This window comes from Albidovulum denitrificans, assembly GCF_002973535.1.
GTDB classification, from domain to species: Bacteria; Pseudomonadota; Alphaproteobacteria; order Rhodobacterales; family Rhodobacteraceae; genus Albidovulum; species Albidovulum denitrificans.
Genome location: NZ_PVEP01000001.1, coordinates 812,909 through 834,792 on the forward strand (window position 1 = coordinate 812,909; position 21,884 = coordinate 834,792).

A 21,884-nucleotide genomic window follows, 5' to 3' on the forward strand; every position below is an offset into this window, starting at 1 on the left:
CCGCCCATCCTGCTAGGGTCTGGCGCGGATTCGCGACGATCGGAAACAGGAAGGCTATTTGACATGCGTTTGACGAGGCTCTGGATTGGAATCGTGCTTTGGCTGGCGGCATCGGCCGCGTCATGGGCACAGCAGAGCTGGGTGCAGATCGAGGCCCGCCCGACATTGTCGGAGGCCGAGGAACGCGCCCGCGCCTATGCCAACGCCTTCCCCAATGTCGCGGGCTTTGCCATGTCGACCGGATGGTATGCCATCGCGCTTGGCCCCTATACGGACACCGAGGCGGCGGTGCAGTTGCAACTGCTGCGCGGCGAGCGGCTGATCCCGTCGGACAGCTATGTGTCCGACGGCGGGCGCTTTGGCCGCCAGTTCTGGCCGGTGGGTGGCGCCGTGACGGCCCCTGCCCCGGCGAGCGGCCCCGTCGTCAGTGTCGAAACGCCGCAGGCGCAAACGCCCGCTGTGACGCTGCCCGCCGTCCTGCCGGACGAGACACCGGCCGAGGCGCGCCGGTCCGAGGCGCTTTTGACCGGCGACGACCGGAAAGAGCTTCAGGAGGCGCTGCAATGGTATGGCCATTACGCCGGCGCCATCGACGGCGCCTTCGGCCCCGGCACACGGCGCAGCATGGCAGAATGGCAGACGGCCGAGGGGCTTGAGCCGACCGGCGTCCTGACCACCGCGCAGCGGGGTCGCCTGCTTTCGGGCTATGAAGGCGAACGCGACGCCATCGGGTTTCAGGCCGTGGCCGAGGATGAGGCGGGGATCGAGATTACCCTGCCCCTGTCCCTTGTCGCCTTCGACCGCTACCAGCCGCCCTTCGTGCAATACAAGGAAAAGGACGGCTCGGGCTACCGCGCGCTCCTGATCTCCCAGCCCGGCGACCAGACCACGCTGTCGGGGCTTTATGACCTGATGCAGACGTTGGAAATCGTGCCGCTGGAGGGGGAGCGTCAGCTGGGCCGCAACTCCTTCGTCCTGACCGGGGCGAATGACCGGATCGGGTCCTATACCGAGGTGGCGCTGAAGGGCGGCTTCGTGAAGGGCTTTACCCTCGTCTGGCCGATGGCGGACGCGGCGCGGGCGGAAAAGGTGCTGGCGGCGATGAAATCGGGCTTCCGGCCCGTGGGCGATCATGCGCTGGATGACAGCCTTGGTCAGCCGATGGCGGTCAGCCGCGCGGACCTTGTCGCGGGGCTGGCGGTGCGCAGGCCGCTGATGTCCCGTTCCGGCTTCTACGTCGATGCCACGGGCCGGGTCGCGACCACGACCGAGGTTCTGAAGGGCTGCGGGCGGCTGACCATCGACGGCGGCATCGCCATGACCGTGGCCGCGCAGGACGACGTCAACGGCGTCGCGATCCTGATGCCGGACACCGCGCTCGCGCCGCTGGGCGTGGCGCAGTTGAAGGCCTCGGCGACCGGCGTCGGCGGGGAGATCGCGGTGGCGGGCTATTCCTACCCCGACACCCTGACCGAGCCGGTCGTGACCTTCGGCACGCTGGCCGACACCAAGGACCTGGACGGCAACACCGCGCGCGAACGGCTCGCCTTGAAGGCGCTTGAGGGCGACGCGGGCGGCCCGGTCCTTGACGCGACGGGCCGGGTGATCGGGATGCTGCTGCCGAAGGTCTCCGATGGCGGCCGCATCCTGCCCGAGGATGTCAGCTTTGCCGCCGACAGCGCCGTGATCCGGTCGGCCATGGGTCCGGCCGAGACGACAGGCGCGACAGCGGGCGAGGCCGAGACCACCACCCCTGCCCCCGGCGCGATGGCCGCCGAGGATCTGGCGCGGCTGGGCCGTGACATGACGGTGCAGGTCTCCTGCTGGGAGTAAGGGGCTGGTCGTGACAGGGGGGCCTTCACGCCCGCCAGAAGCGCGGCAGGAAGATCACCAGCACGACCAGAAGCTCCAACCGCCCCAGCAGCATCGCGAAGGCCAAAATCCATTTCGCGGCGTCGTTCAGCGCCGCGAAATTCCCCGCCGGGCCGATGATGTCGCCCAGCCCCGGCCCGATATTGGCAATCGCCGTCGCCGCGCCCGACAGCGCCGTGACGAAGTCAAGCCCGGTCAGCCCCAGCGCGATGGCGATCAGACCCAGCGTCACGATGAAGACGCCGAAGAACGAGGTGACAGAGTTCAACACCTCGGCCGTCACCGGGCGGCCGTCATAGCGCGGCGTGAAGATGCCGTTGGGGCTGTGGATGCGCCGGATCTGCGCCCGCACGGCCGCGACCATGAGCTGATAGCGAAAGATCTTGACCGAACAGCAGGTCGATCCCGCGCAGCCCCCGATAAGCCCGATGAAGAAAAACAGCACGACCGGGAAGGCGCCCCATAGCTGGTAATCCACGCTGGCATAGCCGGTGCCGGTGATGATCGAGGTCACGTTGAACACCGCCTCGCGGAACGCATGTTCGGCGTGATCGTCATTGGCGATGATCCGGTAGGCGGTGATGACGGCGACCAGCACCGCGATGATCCACAGGAACGCCCGCACCTGAGTGTCGCGGAAAAGCGGCTTGGCGGAGCCGGAGGCGACCTGAACGTAGCGCACGAAAGGCAGGCTCGCCAGCACCATGAAGACCGAGGCGACGTATTCCGGCACCCCCTGAAACGCCCCGAACGAGGCGTCCGAGGTCGAAAACCCGCCCGTCGACAGCGTCGTCAGCGCGTGGTTCGCGGCCTCGAAATTATCCATGCCAACCATCACATAGGCCACGTGGCAGGCGATCGTAAGCCCGACATAGATGGCCGAGATGCGCGCCGCGATCTCTGCCGCGCGGGGCAGGACCTTGCCGCCGGTATCGAAGGCCTCGGACCGGAAGATCTGCATCCCGCCAACGCGCAGTTCCGGCAGGAACACCATCGCCACGACGATGATCCCGACCCCGCCGAACCATTGCAGCATCGACCGCCAGAGAAGCAGCCCTTCGGGCAGGTCCTCAAGCTTCGCAAAGACCGTGGCCCCGGTCGTGGTCATGCCCGACATCGCCTCGAACACCGCGTCGACCACCCGCGCCTCGGTCGCGCCGATGATGAAGGGTACCGCCCCGAAAAGCGGCAGCGCGACCCAGACGGCGGTGGCCAGAAGGAAGGTCTGCTGCACCGTCAGCCGCGCCCGCACCCCGTTGGCGCAGGACAACGCCAGCAACACCCCGGTCCCCCAGGCGATCAGCGCGCTGGTGCCGAAAGATCGCCAGTGGTCGTTGCCATGGTAAAGATCGACGGCCAGCGGGATCAGCATCGTCGCCCCCAGAAAGGCGGCAAGCAATCCGATCACATAGCCGATGGGGCGCAGGTCAAGCATGTGGCAGCGTTCGCCTGCCCCGGCCCGGCTGTCAAGCAGGCCCCGTGCCGCCGCGCCCTCTCAGGCGCGCCAGAACTGCGGCAGGATCAGGATCAGGAAGGCCAGAAGGCCAAGCCGCCCCATGATCATCGTCGCGATCAGCACCCATTTCGCGGCGGCGGGAAAATCGACGAACGTCCCCGTCCGCGCCAGCATGTCGCCAAAGCCGTAGCCGATATTCCCGATCGAGGTCCAGATCGCGAAAAAGGCCGATTGCAGGTCGATCCCCTCGAAGGCGAGCATCACGCTGAGCAGGCCGATGAGAAAGATGTAAGAGGTCACATGCAGGATGATCGGGCTCAGAACCTCCTCCCCCACGGTGCGGCCGTCATAGCGCACAGGCTCGATCCGGTGGGGGGAGTGCAAAAGCCGGATGCGGGAACGGATGGCGGCCAGCGTCACCTGCACCCGAAACACGCTGAGCGCCCCGGAACTGGATGAAGAACAGCCGCCGATCATCCCGACACAGGCCGCCACGACCACCGCGAACGGCCCCCAGTTCGAGATCGAATCGCTGCCGAATCCGGTGCCGGAAAAAACCGAGATCAGGTTGAAGAGCGTGCCGCGAAACACCGCCTCGACCGGCAGGTCGCTGGTGAAGAGGCGATAGACCGTGACCACGGCGACGGCGATGGCGATCCAGAGCAGATAGGCCCGGACCTGCACATCGCGCAACATCGGCCGCGCGCTGCCGGTGGCAAGCTGCATGAAGCGGATATAGGGCAGGCTTCCCAGCACCATGAACAGCGCGCCGGCATATTCCGCGGGCCCCGCATATTTGCCGAAGGAGGCATCGGTGGCCGAAAAGCCGCCCGTGGCGATGGTCGCCATCGCGTTCACGACGGAATCGAGGACCGACATGCCAAGGGCCGAATAGCTCAGCCCGCAGGCGATGGTCAGCCCGACATAGACCGCGAGCAGCCCGCGCGCGATGTCGACGGCGCGCGGCAGCGTCTTGCCCAGCGTGTCAAAGCCCTGCGCGCGAAAAAACTGCATGCCGCCAAGGCGCAGATGCGGCAGGAAGATCATCGCGATGAAGGCGATCCCGAGGCCCCCGAACCAGTTCAGCATCCCGCGCCAGAGGTTCACCCCGGCGGGCAGATCATCAAGCCCCGGAAAGACCGAGGACCCGGTGGTGGTGATGCCCGACACCGCCTCGAAGTAGGCGTCGGTAAAGCCCACGTCGGGCGCGCCGATCAGAAACGGCAAGGCGCCGAAAAGCGGCAGCACGACCCAGACGAAGAAGGTCAGCAGGAAGGCCTGCCGCATCGTCATGGTCCCGACCCCGGCATTGCGGCAGGCCAGCGCCGTCAGCCCGCCGATGAGGGTGGAGAAGAGCGCCGCTTCAAGAAAGGCATGGCCGTTGCCGTCACCCATGGCGAGGTCAAGCGCCATCGGCACCAGCATGGCGATCCCAAGCCCCGTGACGAGGAGGCCGATAACGTAGCCGACAGGGCGAAAGTCGATCATGGCGCGGCGAGTTGGCTTAGCCGGGGGCAGGAAGTCAAGGGCCGGGCGCGCGCGAGGGCCTCAGCCGTGGCGGCGCGCCCACTGAAAGGCGCCCGCCCCGGCGGCGATCAGAAGGGCGGCGGGGACAAAGCCGCCGGGCAGGCCTTCCCCCATCGCGCCGACCGCGATCAGCGTCCCCATCACGGCGGCGACGGCGCCGATCTGGCTCATGTAGACTGGGCCGGCCAGCGCCTGAAGGCGGAACTGCAAGACCATCTGGCCGGCGACGACAAGGGCGGCAAGGATCGCAACCGGCAGCGCGGCGGCAAAGGCGGCGCCCTGTGCCAGCGCGGTCGGCAGCGCGAAAGGCAGGCTCAGGAACCCGCCCGCGATCAGGGTCAGCGCCGCCAGCGGCAGCGCCTCGGCGCCACGCGGCCAAAGCCGGGTGCGGTAGATATTGCCCAGCGCCACCACGACCGGGATCAGGCTGGCCGTCAGCGTCGCCGAAACCGGCGCCCCTGCCCCCGCGACACCCGCCTTGCCAAGCGCCAGTATCAGCCCGCCCGAGAGGCCCGACAGCACCCCCAGCACCGGCAAAAGCCGCAGCCGTTCCATCCGCAAGAGGACCGAGATCAGCCAGGTCAGCAGCATCGGAAACGCGAAGGTGAGCGAGATGAATCCCGCCCCCACCTCGGCCACCGTCAGATAGCCCATGGCCGAGGGCAGCGCCATGAAGACCCCCGCCCCCAGCGCGTAGGGCAGATAGCGCACAGCCCCCCGCATCTGTCCCGTCAGCGCGCCGAACAAGGCCAGCACCCCGCCCGCCCCGGTCAGGACCGCGCTGAGATAAGGTAACATCGGCGCCCCCTGCCCCGCCGCGAGTTTCGACAACAGGACCGACCCGGCCAGAAGCGCCCCGACCGCGATCAGAAGCGCCGGGGCGGCAAGGGACATCCGGGCGGTGACGGGCATCACGCCCGCACCGTTCACATGCGAGATCGTCATTGGAATGGCTCCTGTTCGCGGTTATGATACTCGACAGAAAGTAACTTAATACAAAGTATCTTGATGTCAAGACAAATGGACCGCGCCGGGTTCGCGGTAAGCCAATGGGCGCGCGAGATGCCCGAGGTCGACACCTCGGCGATGGAGATCGTCGGCAGGCTGTCGGAGCTTTGGCTTTCCATCGACCGCGACCATCTGGCACCGATGATGCGGGGCTTCGGGCTTCAGGGGGGGGAGTTCGACGTGATCGCGACGCTGCGCCGCGCCGGGCCGCCCTATGCGCTGACGCCGACGCAGCTTTACGAGGCGGCGATGATGTCCTCGGGCGGGATGACGGCGCGGCTCGACCGGCTTGAGAAATCCGGCCTGATCCGGCGCAGCCCCAACCCCGAGGACCGGCGCGGCACGCTGGTCAGCCTGACCGACAAGGGCCACGCCCTGATCGAAAAGGCCCTGCCCGCCCATGCCGCGAACGAATTGCGCCTGCTGGACGGGCTGACCGCCGACGAACGGACGCAGCTTTCCGCCCTGCTGGCGAAATGGCTGGCGGCGCTGCCCGCGCGGGACGACAGCTAAAGCGTTTCGGGTTTGCGTTGAGAAAGCAAGTATCAGAATTCGAACGAAACAGGTTCAAATTCTGAGTCAGTGTAAACCCGAAATGCTATAAGCGACCGCCAAGCCCCCCTCTGGACAGCCCCCCGTCGCCCGTCTAACCAGAGCCAAACCAAGGGAGCGGCCGATGGGCATTCTTCTGCGCTGGCTAGGCGCCTTCGTGCTGTTGTCGGCGACGTTCAACCCGACGCGCTGGAACTACGTCCACTGGGTCCGGGGCAGCTGGGCCGACCAGATGCCGCTTGCGGTCTTTCTCGGGCTGCTGCTGGGGGTCGGCTACATGGTCTATATCGTCGCCACCCTGCGCTCTATCGGGGCCTTTGGCGTGGTGCTGATCGCGGCGATCTTCGGGGCCGGGATCTGGGTCCTGATCGACTGGGGCGTGCTGTCGCTGACCAACCCGTCGCTGAACCTCTGGCTTGGCATCCTTGTCCTGTCGCTGATCCTCGGGATCGGGCTTTCCTGGTCGATCCTGCGCCAGCGGCTGTCCGGTCAGGCCAGCGTGGACGAGATCGAGGGCTGAAACCGCCCGCTTCCGCCTTGCACTGAAAGACACATCGCCCTAGATAGGCGCGTCAGCAGAACCGAAGGCCACAATGCAGAACGTCGTCCTTTCCGTCCACCTCATCCTCGCCCTGCTCCTGATCGGCGTGGTGCTTCTTCAGCGGTCCGAGGGTGGCGGGCTTCTGGGCGGCGGCGGCGTCATGTCGAACCGGGGCGCAACCAGCGCGCTGCAAAAGGTGACCTGGCTTCTGGCGGTGGCGTTCCTGGCGACCTCGATCACGCTGACGATCCTGGCAGCACGCGATTCCAAAGGTGTCTCGGTCCTGGACAGCACGGCGGGCGCCCCGGCGGACACGGCCCCGGCCCTGCCCACGCTTGACCTTGCCCCCCCGCCGGCCAGCACCGACACCGCGCCCGCAAGCGGCGACGCCCCCATGGCGCCCCCGCCCGCGGAATAGACCGCACCACAAGGTATTTGGCGGCGCATCCCCCGCGCCACAAAGTTTTGCGGTCCGGTTGCGGGTGGGCCACGAATCTGATAGCTCTTTAATCCCGTGATGCCGGGTCCGTTGCGGACCGGCGAATCCATGAAATTTGCAGGCACGCACGGGAGTTCACCGCATGGCACGTTACATCTTCATCACCGGCGGTGTGGTTTCTTCGCTTGGCAAGGGGCTGGCCTCGGCGGCCTTGGGCGCGCTTTTGCAGGCGCGGGGCTATTCGGTACGGCTGCGCAAGCTCGACCCCTATCTGAACGTCGACCCCGGCACGATGTCGCCCTTTGAGCATGGTGAGGTCTTCGTCACCGACGACGGGGCGGAAACCGATCTCGACCTTGGCCATTACGAACGCTTCACCGGGGTCCCGGCGCGCAAGACCGATTCCGTCTCCTCCGGCCGGATCTATTCCAACGTGCTTGAGAAGGAGCGGCGCGGCGATTACCTTGGCAAGACGATCCAGGTCGTTCCCCATGTGACGAACGAGATCAAGGATTTCCTCTCCATCGGCGATACCGAGGTCGATTTCATGCTCTGTGAGATCGGCGGCACCGTCGGCGATATCGAGGGCCTGCCCTTCTTCGAGGCGATCCGCCAGTTCGCGCAGGACCGCCCGCGCGGCCAATGCATCTTCATGCACCTGACGCTTTTGCCCTATATCTCTGCCAGCGGAGAGTTGAAGACCAAGCCGACCCAGCATTCGGTGAAGGAACTACGCTCCATCGGTATCGCGCCGGATGTCCTTGTCTGCCGCTCCGAACACGAAATCCCGGCCAAGGAAATCGCCAAGATCGCGCTGTTCTGCAACGTCCGCCCGGATGCGGTGATCCCGGCCTATGACCTGAGGTCGATCTATGAGGCGCCGCTGGCCTATCACCGCGCGGGGCTGGATCAGGCGGTGCTGGATGCCTTCGGGATTGCCCCTGCGCCGAAGCCCAATCTGGACCGCTGGGAAGACGTGATGGACCGGCTGACCAATGCCGAAGGTCTGGTCCGCGTCGCCATCGTCGGCAAGTACACGCAACTGGAAGACGCCTATAAATCCATCGCCGAGGCGCTGACCCATGGCGGCATGGCCAACCGCGTGAAGGTCAAGGCCGAATGGATCGACGCCGAGATCTTTGAACGCGAGGACCCGGCGCCCTACCTTGAGGGCTATCACGCCATCCTCGTCCCCGGCGGGTTCGGCGAACGCGGCACGGAAGGCAAGATCAAGGCCGCGCAATTCGCCCGCGAAAAGGGGGTGCCGTATCTGGGCATCTGTCTGGGCATGCAGATGGCCGTCATCGAGGCCGCGCGCAACGTCGCCGGCATGACCAAGGCCGGGTCCGAGGAGTTCGACCACGAGAAGGGCGAAAAGCGGTTCGAGCCGGTCGTTTATCACCTGAAGGAATGGGTGCAGGGCAACCACATGGTCGCCCGCAAGGTCGACGACGACAAGGGCGGCACCATGCGGCTTGGCGCCTATACCGCGCATCTGAAGGACGGCTCAAAGGTCGCCGAGGTCTATGGCGCGGCCGAGATCGAGGAACGCCACCGCCACCGCTATGAGGTGGACACCAAGTACCGCGAAAAGCTGGAAAGCTGCGGGCTGGTGTTTTCCGGCATGTCCCCGGACGGCCGCCTGCCCGAGATCGTGGAATGGAAGGACCACCCCTGGTTCATCGGGGTGCAGTATCACCCCGAGTTGAAGTCGAAACCTTTCGCGCCCCATCCGCTATTTGCGGATTTCGTCCGGGCGGCGAAGGAGGTGGAGCGGTTGGTGTGAGGGGGAAGAACGCGCCCATTTACTAGCGCGTGGCCGACCTGAATTTTGCCATCGTTCTCACAGAGTATAGTCGCACGCTAACCCCGTCGTTCAAATGCGGCAAGTATTGAAGAGGAACATCTTGGTCTGGAGAGTTTTCTCAACCATTCTTTTTCTTAGCCTTTGCGCGACGGCAGCAAGCGCTGACGCGATACCTCGCTATGATGTCGAAACTTACTGCCGTGAAGTTTCTGACATCAGCGGTGGTTCCGAAGTCGTCTATGGCGGCTGTTTCGATATGGAGCAGGGGGCTTATAACCGGCGAAAGGCGGCTTGGAACGAGCTGCCGTCCCAAGCGCGAAAGTACTGTGACGAAGTCGCGCGGGTAAGCGGCGGATCATATGTCATTTTAGATGGCTGTTTGGACATGGAGAATGAGGCAGGAAATTCGCGTAAGGAGTTTCAGTATTGATCTTTTCTAGACACTTCCTCGCACTATCTATGATTGCAAGTTGCAGTTCAGCGTTCGCAAATGAGCAGGTAGTAGTGGCCTGCAAGTTCGAGAAACTGCCGTTAATGTTGTTGACGTTTAACGGCGGCATGGGATCAGAAGAAAATACTTTACAGATTGGTGAGCGTACGCCCGTCTTACTTTCGGTTGGCTCCAGCCTCATGGTGGCCACGGTGGACGCCCAAGAGTTTGTTTTCTCACTTAGAATGCCAGCGTCCGTTACCGTGTCTGGGCCGGGGAGTTCAGACAACCGAACGTTCGACGGCGAATGTATTTCCTCGCTTCGACGTTAGAAATATCTTCGGGCGCGGACTCGTGCATCGATCTTGTTTGGACGCATGTTTTCTTGAGATCTGAACCCGACCGCCCTTCCCCGCCCGATTTGCCCTTCGACAAATCGGGCCGCGCCTGCCACCAGCCGCGCCACGGGCGCGGCGTTCTTCGGGACAAAGGTCCACTGGACCTTTGCTGATCCCTCATCACCCCCCGGCAGGCGCGTTCCGCGCGCTCCCGGCCCGCCCGACGCGGGCGGGCGTTCGACCGGGAAACGGTCCACCGGACCGTTTCTGATCCGGCCTCACCCCAGGCAGGCGCGCCCCGATGACAGACGCAAGGCGCAACCCGATAGCCCCTTGCCCTTCGGCTTGCGCCTTCGGGCAATCGGACCGGGGAAAGGTCCACTGGACCTTTCCCTTCCGGTCCTCTGACGCGCGCGGCGGCTGCGGTTCTCCCCCGGCCCGGCCTTTGCAGACCGGGCGTTCGCCGCTTCCATCGCTCCACCGGAGCGATGGATCGGGCCGAGGCCCGACCGCGCCTCACCCCTCTTCCCACCCGACCCCTCCTCGCCTAGATAGTCCTCATAAACCCGCGAGGTCCCCATGCATATCCGCACCATTCGCGACGTCCTCGGCGCCCGCCCCGTCCCTTCCATCGCCCCCGGTGCGACGGTGCGCGATGCGGCCCATACGCTTGACCATTTCGACATCGGCGCGCTTGTCGTGCTGGACGGGGAACGCATCGCGGGGGTGATCTCGGAGCGTGACATCATCCGCCGCTGCGTCGGGCAGGATGCCGATCCGGCACGGGTCCTCGTGGCCGAGGTGATGACGAAACAGCCCCGCACCATTCCCGCCGACCATGGCCTTGCCGAGGCGATCCGCGAGATGGGCGAGGGGCATTTCCGCCACATGCCGGTGACCGAGGGCGACCATTGCATCGGCCTTCTCTCGATCCGCGACATCCCGACCGAATACCGGATGATGTACGAACGCTTCCTTGAAATGCGCGGCAAGGCGGGTTGACGGCCCGGCCTGTCACCTGCCCGTCATCCTGATATGGTCCAAACCACCGATCCCAAGGTCCCGAACGGAGCCCGACATGACCGCCCCCGACGACACGAACCCCACACAGGACTGGCTTGAGGCCGAGCTTGCCGACACGCTCGACGAAGATTACGAGCTTGAGCTTGAGGACGCCGTCCTGTCGCAGGAAATCAAGAAGATCTACAAGACCCACCACCCCGACACGATCGACCGCCGGGTCTATTTCCAAAGCCTGATCCGCCTGCAATCGGAACTCATCAAGCTTCAGGACTGGGTGCAGCATTCCAAGGAGAAGGTCGTCGTCCTGTTCGAGGGCCGCGACAGCGCCGGAAAGGGTGGCGTCATAAAGCGCATCACCCAGCGGCTGAACCCGCGCGTGGCCCGCGTCGTGGCCCTCCCCGCGCCCACGGACCGCGAAAAGACCCAGTGGTATTTTCAGCGCTACGTCCCCCATCTGCCCGCCGGGGGCGAAATCGTGCTGTTCGACCGGAGCTGGTACAACCGCGCGGGTGTCGAACGGGTGATGGGCTTTGCGACCGAGGATGAGGTGCAGGACTTCTTCCATGACGTGCCGGAGTTTGAGCGGATGCTGGTGCGGTCGGGCATCCGGCTGGTGAAATACTGGTTCTCCATCACGGACGAGGAACAGCAGATGCGCTTTCTCATGCGCATCCACGACCCGATGAAACAGTGGAAGCTTTCGCCCATGGACCTGCAATCCCGCGTCCGGTGGGAGCTTTATACAAAGGCCAAGGAAGAGATGATGGCCCAGACCAACATCCCCGAGGCGCCGTGGTACATCGTGCCGGGCAATGACAAGAAGCGGGCGCGGCTGAACTGCATCGACCACCTTCTCAGCCTGATGCCCTATGGTGAGGTCCCGCATGAGGAGATCACGCTGCCCGACCGGGTCTTCAACCCCGCCTATGAGCGCGCGGTGCTGCCGCCGGAGCTGTACGTTCCCGCGAAATACTGACGGGCGGGGGGGCGGCGAAGGCGCAGGTAAAGCGCCGCAAGGACGATAAGCCAGGTGGCGCAGGCGATCCAGGTCGCGTTGGCGGCGGGCCAGGGCAGCGCGCCGACATGCAGGGCGACCGGCAGCAGCGCCGGGACCATGACCGTCAGGACAAGGGGCAGCGCGACACGCGCCGGATATAGCGCGAAAAGCCCCGGCAGCAGCAAGAGCGGCAGCACATAATAGTGCAGCCAGCCAAGCGGCCCGAACAGCGCGATGATGATGGAAAAGGACAAAAGCCCGGCATAGCGGCGGACCTCTCCCGGCTGGCGCCAAAGGACGCGCAGGAAGGCCGCCATCAGGGCAAGCGCCGCCAGCACCACCGCTGGCCCGATCCAGCCGGGGACGTCGCTGTAAAGCATCGCCGACGATCCCGGCGGCATGATGACCCCCACCTCTCGCCCCATCACCAGCGCGACCAGTGCGGAGCGGATCGAGGTATTCACGGGGGCCAGCGTGACGACAGCATTGATCTTGTGCAGAAGTTCGAGAAAGGCGACCGTCATGGCAGGGCCGCAGACAGTCAAGCTCAGCAGGCCAAGCCCGCCTCCGACAACGCCAAAGGCCGCCAGCGCGCGCCAGCGGCGGTCGATAACGAAGACCAGCGCCAGCAGGGCGGGCGACAGCTTGATGGCGGCGGCAAGGGCCAGCGCCGTACCGGCAAGACCCGGCCTGTCGCGCAGAGTGGCGAAGGCCATGACGGTCAGGAAGGCAACCGTGATCGTCGGCTGATTGTGCAGGATCGCGATTGTCGCGTGGATCGTCCAGCTAAGGGTGACAAGCCCGATCAGGCACCAAAGCGACAGCGGCATCGCACGCGGCCGCAACAGCCGCCCGGCGCACCACACCATCGCCGCCAGCATCGGCATCTGGATCAGAAGCACGGCATTGGCGAAACCCTGCGGGCTGACAAGCGTGGTGACAGGCCCCAGAACCGCAAGCCAGAGCGGCGGGTAGAGATAGGGAAAGGTCAGCTTGTCGGCAATGCCGAGGTCATGCATCACCGGCCCCCAGCCCTCCGCGTATGAGGCAGACGCCCCCGGCGCGGCATAGACCAGATCGCCCTGCCCGCTTTGCCACAGATGCCCCGCGACATAGAGCGAGGACAGGTCCTGCGGCCAGGTGTTCCAGCGCGACAGGATCACGAAGACCGCCCAGACGGCAAGCAGCATAGGGGCAATCGCCCTGTCGCGCGCCCTTATCGCCTGCATCAGCCCTTCGATGGCCCCGCCCGTCAAACCCTTACCCCGATCTTTGTTCCGGCGCCGTCCGCTGCCGTGGCCACAGGTTGCGTGAACAATGTGCGGGAAACATGGCCATTTGGCGATGATCTGGGCGCAATCCAGCCTTCGCCACCGCGAGGTCCCACACCGCCGCTCCTGCATTAGTGAAAACGCGGGCCTTTCGGAACCCGGACAGTCTGGATATATCCCTCACATGCTTGGCCGTATCCTGACATCGCTTTTCACCGAACAGCCCGACCGGCTGCCCGAACCCGACGCGCTGCGCGCGCTTGGCGCGCTTCTGGTCCGCCTTGCCCGCGCGGACGAGAACTACACCGAGGAGGAGCGCGCCCGCATCGACCGCATCCTTTCCCGGCGCTATCACCTGTCGCCCTTCGAGGCCGCCAGCGCCCGTGCCGACGCAGAGGAGCTTGAGGCGAACGCGCCCGACACCGTGCGCTTCACCCGCGCACTGAAAGAGGCGGTCCCCTATGAGGACCGGATGAGCCTGATGGAAGCGCTCTGGTCCGTCGCGCTCTCGGACGGCGAACGCGACCCGCGCGAGGATGCGATGATCCGCGTCACCGCCGACCTGCTTGGCATCAATGACCGTGACCGGGCCATTGCCCGGCAGAATGTGGAGAAAAGCGGGGAATGATTGCCACGCTCGCGATGTATGACTGGCCGCAGGTCCGTGCGGAACACGACCGTTTCTGGCAATTGATCCGCACGGCCATGGCCGATGAAGGGATCCCGGCGCCACAGGACCTGACGCGGGACGAAAAGCTTTGGGAGCTTTGGGAAAGCCCCGACCTGCTTCTGGGCCAGACCTGCGGGATGCCCTACCGGACCCGGCTTCATGGCCAGGTGGAGCTTGTCGGAACCCCCGATTACGCCCTGCCCGACGCGCCGCCGGGCCATTACTATTCCGTCTTCGTCACCCGCGCGGATGAACCGGGCGAGGCTGTGGATTTCATCGACCGCACGCTGGCCTTCAACGGGCAGGACAGCCAGTCGGGCTGGGCCGCGCCGCAAAACCAGATGGCGAAGGCGGGGCTGCGCTTCACCCATACCCGCCACACCGGCGCCCATCGCGACAGCGCCCGCGCCGTGGCCGCCGGCAAGGCCGACATCGCCGCCATCGACGCGGTCAGCTGGCGCCTGATCGACGCCTGGCATCCCGAACTGTCCGGCACGCTGCGCGTCATCGGCCATACCGACCCGACGCCGGGGCTGCCGCTTATCACCGCCAGGGGCCGCGACACCGCGCCGCTGGCCCGTGCGGTGGCATCGGCCATCACCGCGCTTGCGGCCGAAGACCGCGCCGCGCTGGGTCTGACCGGCCTTGCCGCGATCCCCGCCAGCGCCTATCTCGCCGTCCCCACACCGCCGCCACCTTCGCAGGATGTGCCGGTCAACTAGCCATTTTGCCGGGGTTTCCGTAACGGAACGCACAAAAAGCGCATTGTAAATTGGCGGAATATCGTCCCTATTCGATCAAACCGGGGATGAAATTCGTGCCAGACCAAACGCAAGAGACCGACGTTTCCGTCATCGAGGTCCGCGATCTGCACAAGGCCTATGGCGAGCTTGAGGTGCTGAAAGGCGTCTCTCTCAGCGCGCGCCGGGGTGAGGTGATATCGCTGATCGGGTCCTCGGGATCGGGGAAATCGACGCTGCTGCGCTGCTGCAACCTGCTTGAGGACAGCCAGCGGGGAGAGATCCTGTTCAAGGGCGAGGCGGTCCACTGGAAGGGCAGCGGGCTGCACCGTCACCCCGCCGACAAGCATCAGGTGATCCGCATCCGCACCAACCTGTCGATGGTGTTCCAGCAGTTCAACCTCTGGTCCCATCTGACGATCCTGCAGAACGTGATGGAAGCGCCGGTGACGGTGCTGCGCCGCGACCGGGAAGAGGTTGAGGCAGCGGCGCGCAAATATCTCGACAAGGTCGGGATCGGCGACAAGTGCGACGTCTACCCGGCGCAGCTTTCGGGCGGCCAGCAGCAGCGCGCCGCCATCGCCCGCGCGCTGTGCATGGAGCCGACGGCGCTTCTCTTCGACGAACCGACCTCCGCCCTCGACCCCGAGCTTGAGCAGGAGGTGGTCAAGGTCATCAAGGCGCTGGCCGAAGAGGGGCGCACGATGATCATCGTCACCCACGACATGCGCCTTGCCGCCGACGTGTCGGATCATGCAATCTTCCTCCACATGGGCCGGATCGAAGAAGAAGGCCCGCCGGATCAGGTCTTTGGCACCCCGAAGACCGAACGGCTGCAACAGTTCCTGAGCGCGACCGTTGCCGCCTGACCCAATCAAAGCAGCTCACTTAAAGAAAGACCGGGAGTATCCAATGAAAAAGCTTTTGACCGCCGCCGCCCTGCTGGCCCTGACCGCGGGCCTTTCCCAGGCCCAGACCATCCGCATGGGGACCGAGGGCGCCTACCCTCCGTACAACTTCATCAACGACGCCGGTGAGGTCGACGGGTTCGAGCGCGAGCTGGGCGATGAGCTGTGCAAGCGCGCCGAACTGACCTGCGAATGGGTCACGAACGAATGGGATTCGATCATCCCCAACCTCGTCTCGGGCAACTACGACACCATCATCGCCGGCATGTCGATCACCGACGAGCGTGACAAGGTCATCGACTTCACCCAGAACTACATCCCGCCCGCGGCCTCGGCCTATGCGGCGCTGTCGGCCGATGCCGACCTGAAAGGCGGCGTCGTGGCGGCGCAGACCGCGACGATCCAGGCGGGCTATGTCGCCGAAAGCGGCGCGACGCTTCTGGAATACCCGACGCCGGACGAAACCGTCGCGGCCGTGCGCAACGGCGAGGCCGACGCAGTCTTCGCCGACAAGGACTTCCTTGCCCCCATCGTCGCGGAATCGGGCGGCGAACTGGTCTGGGCCGGTCAGGACGTGCAGATCGGCGGCGGCATCGGCGTGGGTGTGCGCGAAAGCGATACCGAGCTGAAGGCGACCTTCGACAAGGCGATCCAGTCGATGAAGGATGACGGCTCGCTGAACGCCATGATCAAGAAGTGGTTCGGCGAAGACGCGCTCGTCTTCTGATCCTGACGGGCGGGGCCACAGCGCCCCGCCCTTTCCTTATCCGGCATCCCGTCCATGTTCGCATCCTGCGCCGATCCATCGAGCCTTGAGGGCCTTGGCTGGCTTATGTGCTACCTGACCTCGGGCAAGCACATGCTGTTCTATAGCTCGATCGGCATCGTGCTGCTTTTGCTGCTCATCACCGCGCCCATCGCGCTGGCCTTCGGCTTTGGCGGCGCGGTGGCGGCGCGGTCGCATTTCCTGCCGCTCAGGTGGTTCGGCAAGGCCTATACCTCGATGGTGCGGGGCGTGCCGGACATCATCTTTTTCCTCTTCGTTCCCATCGCCATGGACCAGGGCTTTGAATGGCTGCGCCACAAGGTGAAATGTTCGGACTGGGATCAGCCGGTCTGGCAGGGCAATGACTTTGTCGTCTGCCCGGCGGCCAAGCTGCCGCTGTCCACCAGCCCGCAATGGATCCACGAAACCTACGGCTTTTTCCTGGCCGTGCTGGCCTTCTCCATCGTCTTCGGCGCCTTTGCCGCCAATGTCATCCACGGCGCGATGAACGCGGTGCCGCGGGCGCAGATGGAAACCGCCGAGGCCTACGGGATGAGCCATCGGCAGGCCTTCCGCCGCATCCTTGTGCCGCAAATGTGGATCTACGCGCTGCCGGGCCTCTCGAACCTGTGGATGATCCTCATCAAGGCGACGCCCCTGCTGTTCCTTCTGGGGATCCGCGACATCGTCTACTGGGCGCGGGAACTGGGCGGGTCCAAGACCTCGCATTTCGACTATCCGCATCCTGACTGGCGGCTTTACTACTTCCTCGCGCTGCTGGTCTTCTACCTGCTGATGACCTCGGTGTCCGAACGGGTGCTGAGACGCATCACCGCACGGTTAAGCCACGGTCAGGCGACGCTGGGCGGCGAACAGCAGAGGAAGGCCGCAAGATGAGCTGCTGGGACACGGTGCGGGAGTATGGGCTGCGATCAATCGGGATCGGCGAAAGGCTGCTGCCGCGCACCGATTTCACGCTTTGCGAGCATGTGACGCTGATTGGGTCCGGGATGATCTGGAACCTCTATTTCGGCATCCTCGCGCTTTTCTTCGGCTTCTTCCTCGCCAATGCCGTGGCGCTGGCCAAGGCCAGCGCGAACCCCTGGCTGCGCAAACCGGCGGAGTGGTTCATCTATCTTTTCCGCGGCTCCCCCCTCTTCATCCAGTTCTTCCTGGCTTATGAGACCTTCGTGCTGCTGCCCCGCGCGGGCATCGACATTCCCCTGGGCTTCACCACCATCACGGTGGCGACCTCATGGCTGTCAAAGGCCTGGGCCGGGGCGCTGATCGTTCTCTTCCTCAACACCGCCGCCTATTCGGCAGAGATCTTCTATGGCGCGCTCAGGTCGGTCCCCAAGGGCGATGTCGAGGCGGCCGATGCCTATGGCATGTCCGGCTGGTCGCGCTTTCGCCGGATCATCTGGCCGACGATGATGCGGCTGGCCTGGCCCGCCTATACGAATGAGGCGATCTTTCTCTTCCATGCCACGACGCTGGTCTATTTCTCGGGCTTTCCGGCGTTTCAGCAGCGGGGCGACAGCCTTTATTACGCGACCTATTTCGCCTCGAAGACCTTCAACCCCTTCATCGCCTATCCGGTCGTGGCGTGCTACTTCATCCTGCTGACGCTGATCCTCATCACGCTCTTTGGCGCCGTCAACCGCCGCCTCAACCGGCACCTGCCGCAAGCCTCGCGCAGCAGAATTCGCTTGCGTCCACAGATCATCCGATAGTATCGAATATTTGATCAAATTATTCGGCCGACGGAATCGCTATATTCCGGTCAGTTGGACGGGCGGAATGCCCCTGACAGCCGATATGATCAAACGAAGATGGCCCAAGGGCATGGGCCGGCTCTGCCTGTGGCGCCTCTGGCCGGCCGGGGCGGTTTCGGACCAGCCCCGGCACCAGGTGAGAAAATGAAGAACTGGCTTAGAAAGCACCCGCAGGTGCGTACCATCCGTGTGGCAGCCGCCGACCTCAACGGCCAGCCGCGCGGCAAACGTGTTCCCGTCCGTTTCGCGGACGCGGTGGTGGAGAACGGAACCCGGTTTCCGATGTCCGTCCTCAACCTCGACATCTGGGGCGAGGATATCGAGGACAGCCCCCTTGTCTTCGACAGCGGCGATGCCGATGGCGTGCTGAAACCGACCGAGCGTGGCTTCATGCCGATGCCCTGGCTCGACGCGCCGACCGCGCTTCTGCCGATCTGGATGTTCCGCGAAAACGGCAAGCCCTATGAGGGCGATCCGCGTCACGCGCTGGCCCGTGTCATCGGCCGCTACAAGGCGCGCGGGCTGACGCCGGTCTGCGCGATGGAACTGGAATTCTTCCTGATCGACGACAGCGGGAAAAAGCTTCAGGTGCCGCTCTCGCCGCGGTCTGGCAAGCGGCGCAAGGCGGCAGAGATCATGTCGATCCGCGCGCTGGATGCCTTCGACACCTTCTTTACCGACCTCTATGACGCCTGCGAGGCGATGGATATTCCCGCCGACACGGCAATCTCCGAATCCGGCCTGGGCCAGTTCGAGATCAACCTGATGCACACCGACGACGCGCTGCGCGCCGCCGATGATGCCTGGCTCTTCAAGATGCTGGTCAAGGGTCTGGCCCGCCGCCACGGCTTTGCCGCCAGTTTCATGGCCAAGCCCTATGCCGACTATTCCGGCAATGGGCTGCACACCCATTTCTCGGTCATCGACGCCGACGGCGAAAACGTCTTCGACAATGGCGGGCATGACGGGTCGGAGATGTTGAAACAGGCCGTCGCCGGGTGCCTTGCCGCGATGCATGACAGCACGCTGATCTTCGCGCCCCATGCCAACAGCTACGACCGACTGGTGCCTGAAGCGCACGCCCCGAACGCGATCTGCTGGGCTTATGAAAACCGCACCTCGGCGCTGCGCATCCCCTCGGGCAACCCGCGCGCGCGGCGGATCGAACATCGGGTGGCGGGCGGCGACGTGAACCCCTATCTGCTCTTGGCCGCCATCCTCGGCGCTGCGCTGACCGGGATCGAGGACGGGCTGACGCCCCCTGCCCCGATCACCGGCAATGCCTATGCGCTTGACCTGCCGCTTTTGCCCGACACCTGGGAGGAAGCCATCGGGATCTTCGAGAAAAGCGAGATCATGGCCCGCATCTTCCCCGCCGAGATGATCCGCAACCTTGTCATGACCAAGCGGCAGGAACATCATTACATGGAAGAACTGACCCCCGAGGAGAAGGTGGAGCTTTACCTCGACACCGTCTGACGCCCGACCATGGCGCTTGCGCGGCAATACCGCGCGGCGTTACCCTTCCTGCAACCCGGATCAAGAACCCAACATGCAAATCGGCATCCTCCAGACCGGACAGGCCCCCGACATCCTCAAGGACGCCTCGGGCGACTACCCGGACATGTTCGCGCGGCTTCTGGCCGACCGGGACCTGACCTTCCGCACCTATCTGGTAGAAGAGATGGCGTTCCCGGCCGACATCCACGATTGCGACGGCTGGCTTATCACCGGGTCGCGCCATGGCGCCTATGAGGATCATCCCTTCATCAAGCCGCTGGAGGACTTCATCCGCCGCGCCTATGCCGCCAAGGTGCCGCTGGTCGGCATCTGCTTTGGCCACCAGATCATCGCACAGGCGCTTGGCGGCAAGGTGGAGCGCTATGACGGCGGCTGGTCCGTCGGGCCGACGGAATACGATTTCGACGGTGAGGTGCTGACCATGAATGCCTGGCACCGCGATCAGGTGACGGCGCTGCCCGAAGGGGCGAAGCGGATCGGGACAAATGCGTTTTGCGAGAACGCCGCCCTTGTCTACGGCGACCGCGCGTTCACCGTTCAGGCCCATCCCGAATTTGCCGACAGCTTCGTCGACGGCCTGATGCAGACGCGCGGCAAGGGCGTGGTGCCGGATACGCTGATGGCCGAGGCGGGCAAGCGCCTGGGCAGGCCCAACTCCTCCTCCCTGATCGCCGACCGGATCGCGGATTTCTTCAAGCAGACCCGAACCTGACCGCCCGAACCTGACCGCCCGAAACCGATCCCAGAAACCGAACACAGTGTGATTCATGTCCGACTGGACCGACAAACTTCCCGAAGCCGCGCGCGACTATATCTCAGGCCGCCGCCTGGATGAGGTGGAATGCCTCGTCGCCGACCTTGCGGGCGTCGCCAAGGGCAAGGCGATGCCGGCGTCGAAATTCGCCAAGCAGGCGTTCTTCCACCTGCCGAACTCGATCTTCGCGCAGACTATCACCGGCGATTATGCCGACATGCCCGATGAAAGCGAATTCACCGAGCCCGACATGGTCCTGGTCCCCGATTTCTCCACCGCGACGGCGGTGCCGTGGTCGGCCGATGCCGCGCTTCAGGTGATCCATGACGTGAACGATCAGGCCGGAAACCCGGTCGCCATGGCACCTCGCAACGTCATCAAGCGCCTCGTGCAGCTTTACGCCGATCAGGGCTGGAAACCCATCGTCGCGCCCGAGATGGAATTCTACATCGTCGCCCGCAACCTCGACCCGAACCAGCCGATCATCCCGCCGGTGGGCCGCTCGGGCCGCCGGATGATGGCGAACCAGGCCTATTCCATGTCCGCCGTCGACGAATACGGCCGCGTCATCGACGACATCTATGATTTCGCCGAGGCGCAGGGGTTCGAGATCGACGGCATCGTGCAGGAAGGCGGCGCCGGTCAGGTGGAACTGAACCTCAGCCATGGCGACCCGATCCAGCTTGCCGACGAGGTGTTCTATTTCAAGCGCCTGATCCGCGAGGCAGCCCTGCGTCACGATTGCTTCGCCACCTTCATGGCCAAGCCGATCGAGGGCGAACCGGGCAGCGCGATGCACATTCACCAGTCGGTCGTCGATATCAAGACCGGCCGCAACATCTTTGCCGATGCCAAGGGGCATGAAACCGACGCCTTCATGCATTTCATCGCCGGGATGCAGAACTACCTGCCCGCCGTGGTCGCCCTGATGGCGCCCTATGTGAACAGCTATCGCCGCTATGTCCCCGACTTCGCGGCCCCCATCAACCTTGAATGGGGCCGGGACAACCGCACGACGGGCCTGCGCGTCCCGATCTCGGACCCCGCCGCGCGGCGGCTGGAAAACCGCCTGCCGGGGATGGATTGCAACCCCTATCTGGGCATCGTCGCGACGCTGGTCTGCGGCTATCTCGGGCTGGTTGAGAAAAAGATGCCGCGGCCGGAAAATACCGGCAACGCCTATATCAACGCCGATGAGATACCGACGACGCTGGGCGATGCGCTTGACCTCTTCTCGGAATGCGCGCCGGTGCGCGAGGCGCTGACGCCGGAGTTCTGCGACATCTACGAGGCGGTGAAGCGGAACGAATACAAGGAGTTCCTTCAGGTCATCAGCCCCTGGGAACGCGAACATCTTCTGCTGAACGTCTGACGGCCCGCCCGCGGCGGATTGTCACCGAAAATTCACGGGCCGCCCGCGGGCGGCCTGTGGCCTTTTCTGCCGCCGTAAGGTAAGGAAATCCGAAATCGGCAGTTTCAAAAAGGCAAA

The 21,884-nt window shown here is 64.7% G+C and carries 20 protein-coding genes; 16 read left to right on the forward strand and 4 right to left on the reverse strand.

Annotated features, from left to right (window positions below; translation table 11 throughout):
- Positions 1–63 precede the first annotated feature (63 nt).
- Complete coding sequence (locus LX70_RS03960; protein ID WP_105513194.1) at positions 64–1,833, forward strand: serine protease; 1,770 nt, start codon at positions 64–66, stop codon at positions 1,831–1,833.
- Between the two features lie 25 nt (positions 1,834–1,858).
- Here LX70_RS03960 and LX70_RS03965 read toward each other — a convergent pair whose 3' ends face one another.
- Genes LX70_RS03965 through LX70_RS03975 form a run of 3 tightly spaced genes read right to left on the reverse strand, consistent with a single transcriptional unit; the run spans position 1,859 to position 5,800 of the window.
- The gene (locus LX70_RS03965) at positions 1,859–3,307 is read right to left on the reverse strand and encodes a TrkH family potassium uptake protein (protein ID WP_105513195.1); all 1,449 of its coding nucleotides are present in this window, start codon (positions 3,305–3,307) and stop codon (positions 1,859–1,861) included.
- A 60-nt stretch (positions 3,308–3,367) separates the two neighbouring features.
- Positions 3,368–4,816, reverse strand: a complete 1,449-nt coding sequence (locus LX70_RS03970; RefSeq protein ID WP_105513196.1) for a TrkH family potassium uptake protein — start codon at positions 4,814–4,816, stop codon at positions 3,368–3,370.
- A gap of 60 nt (positions 4,817–4,876) precedes the next feature.
- Positions 4,877–5,800, reverse strand: a complete 924-nt coding sequence (locus LX70_RS03975) for a hypothetical protein (RefSeq protein WP_105513197.1) — start codon at positions 5,798–5,800, stop codon at positions 4,877–4,879.
- Between the two features lie 63 nt (positions 5,801–5,863).
- Here LX70_RS03975 and LX70_RS03980 point away from each other — a divergent pair, with 63 nt between their 5' ends.
- The 6 genes from LX70_RS03980 to ppk2 all read left to right on the forward strand — a co-directional run bounded on the left by LX70_RS03980 (position 5,864) and on the right by ppk2 (position 11,969).
- Positions 5,864–6,376: a MarR family winged helix-turn-helix transcriptional regulator gene (locus LX70_RS03980; protein WP_211301657.1), complete on the forward strand. Its 513-nt coding sequence runs from the start codon at positions 5,864–5,866 to the stop codon at positions 6,374–6,376.
- A 163-nt stretch (positions 6,377–6,539) separates the two neighbouring features.
- Positions 6,540–6,935, forward strand: coding sequence for a DUF6524 family protein (locus LX70_RS03985; protein WP_105513199.1), 396 nt, complete (start codon positions 6,540–6,542; stop codon positions 6,933–6,935).
- 73 nt (positions 6,936–7,008) lie between these two features.
- On the forward strand, positions 7,009–7,374 hold the full coding sequence (gene secG, locus LX70_RS03990) for a preprotein translocase subunit SecG (RefSeq protein WP_105513200.1): 366 nt from the start codon (positions 7,009–7,011) through the stop codon (positions 7,372–7,374).
- A gap of 163 nt (positions 7,375–7,537) precedes the next feature.
- Positions 7,538–9,181 (forward strand): CTP synthase, encoded by a 1,644-nt coding sequence (locus LX70_RS03995; RefSeq protein WP_105513201.1) that lies wholly within the window; start codon positions 7,538–7,540, stop codon positions 9,179–9,181.
- A 1,368-nt stretch (positions 9,182–10,549) separates the two neighbouring features.
- The gene (locus LX70_RS04005) at positions 10,550–10,972 is read left to right on the forward strand and encodes a CBS domain-containing protein (RefSeq protein ID WP_105513203.1); all 423 of its coding nucleotides are present in this window, start codon (positions 10,550–10,552) and stop codon (positions 10,970–10,972) included.
- 76 nt (positions 10,973–11,048) lie between these two features.
- A complete protein-coding gene (ppk2, locus tag LX70_RS04010) occupies positions 11,049–11,969 on the forward strand; it encodes a polyphosphate kinase 2 (protein ID WP_105513204.1) in 921 nt (306 codons plus the stop codon).
- Here ppk2 and LX70_RS04015 read toward each other — a convergent pair.
- Positions 11,918–13,219, reverse strand: a complete 1,302-nt coding sequence (locus tag LX70_RS04015; RefSeq protein ID WP_211301658.1) for a glycosyltransferase family 87 protein — start codon at positions 13,217–13,219, stop codon at positions 11,918–11,920. The two genes, ppk2 and LX70_RS04015, sit on opposite strands and share 52 nt — an antisense overlap.
- Before the next feature lie 226 nt (positions 13,220–13,445).
- Here LX70_RS04015 and LX70_RS04020 point away from each other — a divergent pair, with 226 nt between their 5' ends.
- The 9 genes from LX70_RS04020 (at position 13,446) to LX70_RS04060 (ending at position 21,767) form a co-directional block, all read left to right on the forward strand.
- Entirely contained in the window at positions 13,446–13,889 is a 444-nt protein-coding gene (locus LX70_RS04020; RefSeq protein ID WP_105513206.1) for a tellurite resistance TerB family protein, read from the forward strand.
- Complete coding sequence (locus tag LX70_RS04025; RefSeq protein ID WP_105513207.1) at positions 13,886–14,653, forward strand: phosphate/phosphite/phosphonate ABC transporter substrate-binding protein; 768 nt, start codon at positions 13,886–13,888, stop codon at positions 14,651–14,653. The genes LX70_RS04020 and LX70_RS04025 overlap by 4 nt, the downstream gene beginning before the upstream one ends.
- Before the next feature lie 95 nt (positions 14,654–14,748).
- Positions 14,749–15,540: an ABC transporter ATP-binding protein gene (locus tag LX70_RS04030; RefSeq protein WP_425430569.1), complete on the forward strand. Its 792-nt coding sequence runs from the start codon at positions 14,749–14,751 to the stop codon at positions 15,538–15,540.
- Between the two features lie 43 nt (positions 15,541–15,583).
- Positions 15,584–16,306, forward strand: a complete 723-nt coding sequence (locus LX70_RS04035) for a transporter substrate-binding domain-containing protein (protein WP_105513208.1) — start codon at positions 15,584–15,586, stop codon at positions 16,304–16,306.
- A gap of 54 nt (positions 16,307–16,360) precedes the next feature.
- Positions 16,361–17,242 carry an ABC transporter permease gene (locus LX70_RS04040; protein ID WP_105513209.1) on the forward strand — a complete coding sequence of 294 codons (882 nt, stop codon included), beginning with the start codon at positions 16,361–16,363 and terminating at the stop codon, positions 17,240–17,242.
- Positions 17,239–18,078: an ABC transporter permease gene (locus LX70_RS04045; protein ID WP_105513210.1), complete on the forward strand. Its 840-nt coding sequence runs from the start codon at positions 17,239–17,241 to the stop codon at positions 18,076–18,078. The genes LX70_RS04040 and LX70_RS04045 overlap by 4 nt, the downstream gene beginning before the upstream one ends.
- A 186-nt stretch (positions 18,079–18,264) precedes the next feature.
- Positions 18,265–19,599 carry a glutamine synthetase family protein gene (locus tag LX70_RS04050; protein WP_105513211.1) on the forward strand — a complete coding sequence of 445 codons (1,335 nt, stop codon included), beginning with the start codon at positions 18,265–18,267 and terminating at the stop codon, positions 19,597–19,599.
- 73 nt (positions 19,600–19,672) lie between these two features.
- Positions 19,673–20,353, forward strand: a complete 681-nt coding sequence (locus LX70_RS04055; protein ID WP_105513596.1) for a type 1 glutamine amidotransferase — start codon at positions 19,673–19,675, stop codon at positions 20,351–20,353.
- 55 nt (positions 20,354–20,408) lie between these two features.
- A complete protein-coding gene (locus LX70_RS04060; protein ID WP_105513212.1) occupies positions 20,409–21,767 on the forward strand; it encodes a glutamine synthetase family protein in 1,359 nt (452 codons plus the stop codon).
- Positions 21,768–21,884: the final 117 nt, after the last annotated feature.

Coding starts and splice junctions, on each gene's coding strand:
- LX70_RS04015 (WP_211301658.1), bottom strand. CDS start 13,219: ATGCAGGCGATAAGGGCGCGCGACAGGGCGATTGCCCCTATGCTGCTT.
- LX70_RS04035 (WP_105513208.1), top strand. CDS start 15,584: ATGAAAAAGCTTTTGACCGCCGCCGCCCTGCTGGCCCTGACCGCGGGC.
- LX70_RS03980 (WP_211301657.1), top strand. CDS start 5,864: ATGTCAAGACAAATGGACCGCGCCGGGTTCGCGGTAAGCCAATGGGCG.
- LX70_RS03985 (WP_105513199.1), top strand. CDS start 6,540: ATGGGCATTCTTCTGCGCTGGCTAGGCGCCTTCGTGCTGTTGTCGGCG.
- LX70_RS04060 (WP_105513212.1), top strand. CDS start 20,409: ATGTCCGACTGGACCGACAAACTTCCCGAAGCCGCGCGCGACTATATC.
- ppk2 (WP_105513204.1), top strand. CDS start 11,049: ATGACCGCCCCCGACGACACGAACCCCACACAGGACTGGCTTGAGGCC.
- LX70_RS04045 (WP_105513210.1), top strand. CDS start 17,239: ATGAGCTGCTGGGACACGGTGCGGGAGTATGGGCTGCGATCAATCGGG.
- LX70_RS03995 (WP_105513201.1), top strand. CDS start 7,538: ATGGCACGTTACATCTTCATCACCGGCGGTGTGGTTTCTTCGCTTGGC.
- LX70_RS03975 (WP_105513197.1), bottom strand. CDS start 5,800: ATGACGATCTCGCATGTGAACGGTGCGGGCGTGATGCCCGTCACCGCC.
- LX70_RS03960 (WP_105513194.1), top strand. CDS start 64: ATGCGTTTGACGAGGCTCTGGATTGGAATCGTGCTTTGGCTGGCGGCA.
- LX70_RS03965 (WP_105513195.1), bottom strand. CDS start 3,307: ATGCTTGACCTGCGCCCCATCGGCTATGTGATCGGATTGCTTGCCGCC.
- LX70_RS04040 (WP_105513209.1), top strand. CDS start 16,361: ATGTTCGCATCCTGCGCCGATCCATCGAGCCTTGAGGGCCTTGGCTGG.
- LX70_RS04025 (WP_105513207.1), top strand. CDS start 13,886: ATGATTGCCACGCTCGCGATGTATGACTGGCCGCAGGTCCGTGCGGAA.
- LX70_RS04050 (WP_105513211.1), top strand. CDS start 18,265: ATGAAGAACTGGCTTAGAAAGCACCCGCAGGTGCGTACCATCCGTGTG.
- secG (WP_105513200.1), top strand. CDS start 7,009: ATGCAGAACGTCGTCCTTTCCGTCCACCTCATCCTCGCCCTGCTCCTG.
- LX70_RS04020 (WP_105513206.1), top strand. CDS start 13,446: ATGCTTGGCCGTATCCTGACATCGCTTTTCACCGAACAGCCCGACCGG.
- LX70_RS03970 (WP_105513196.1), bottom strand. CDS start 4,816: ATGATCGACTTTCGCCCTGTCGGCTACGTTATCGGCCTCCTCGTCACG.
- LX70_RS04005 (WP_105513203.1), top strand. CDS start 10,550: ATGCATATCCGCACCATTCGCGACGTCCTCGGCGCCCGCCCCGTCCCT.
- LX70_RS04055 (WP_105513596.1), top strand. CDS start 19,673: ATGCAAATCGGCATCCTCCAGACCGGACAGGCCCCCGACATCCTCAAG.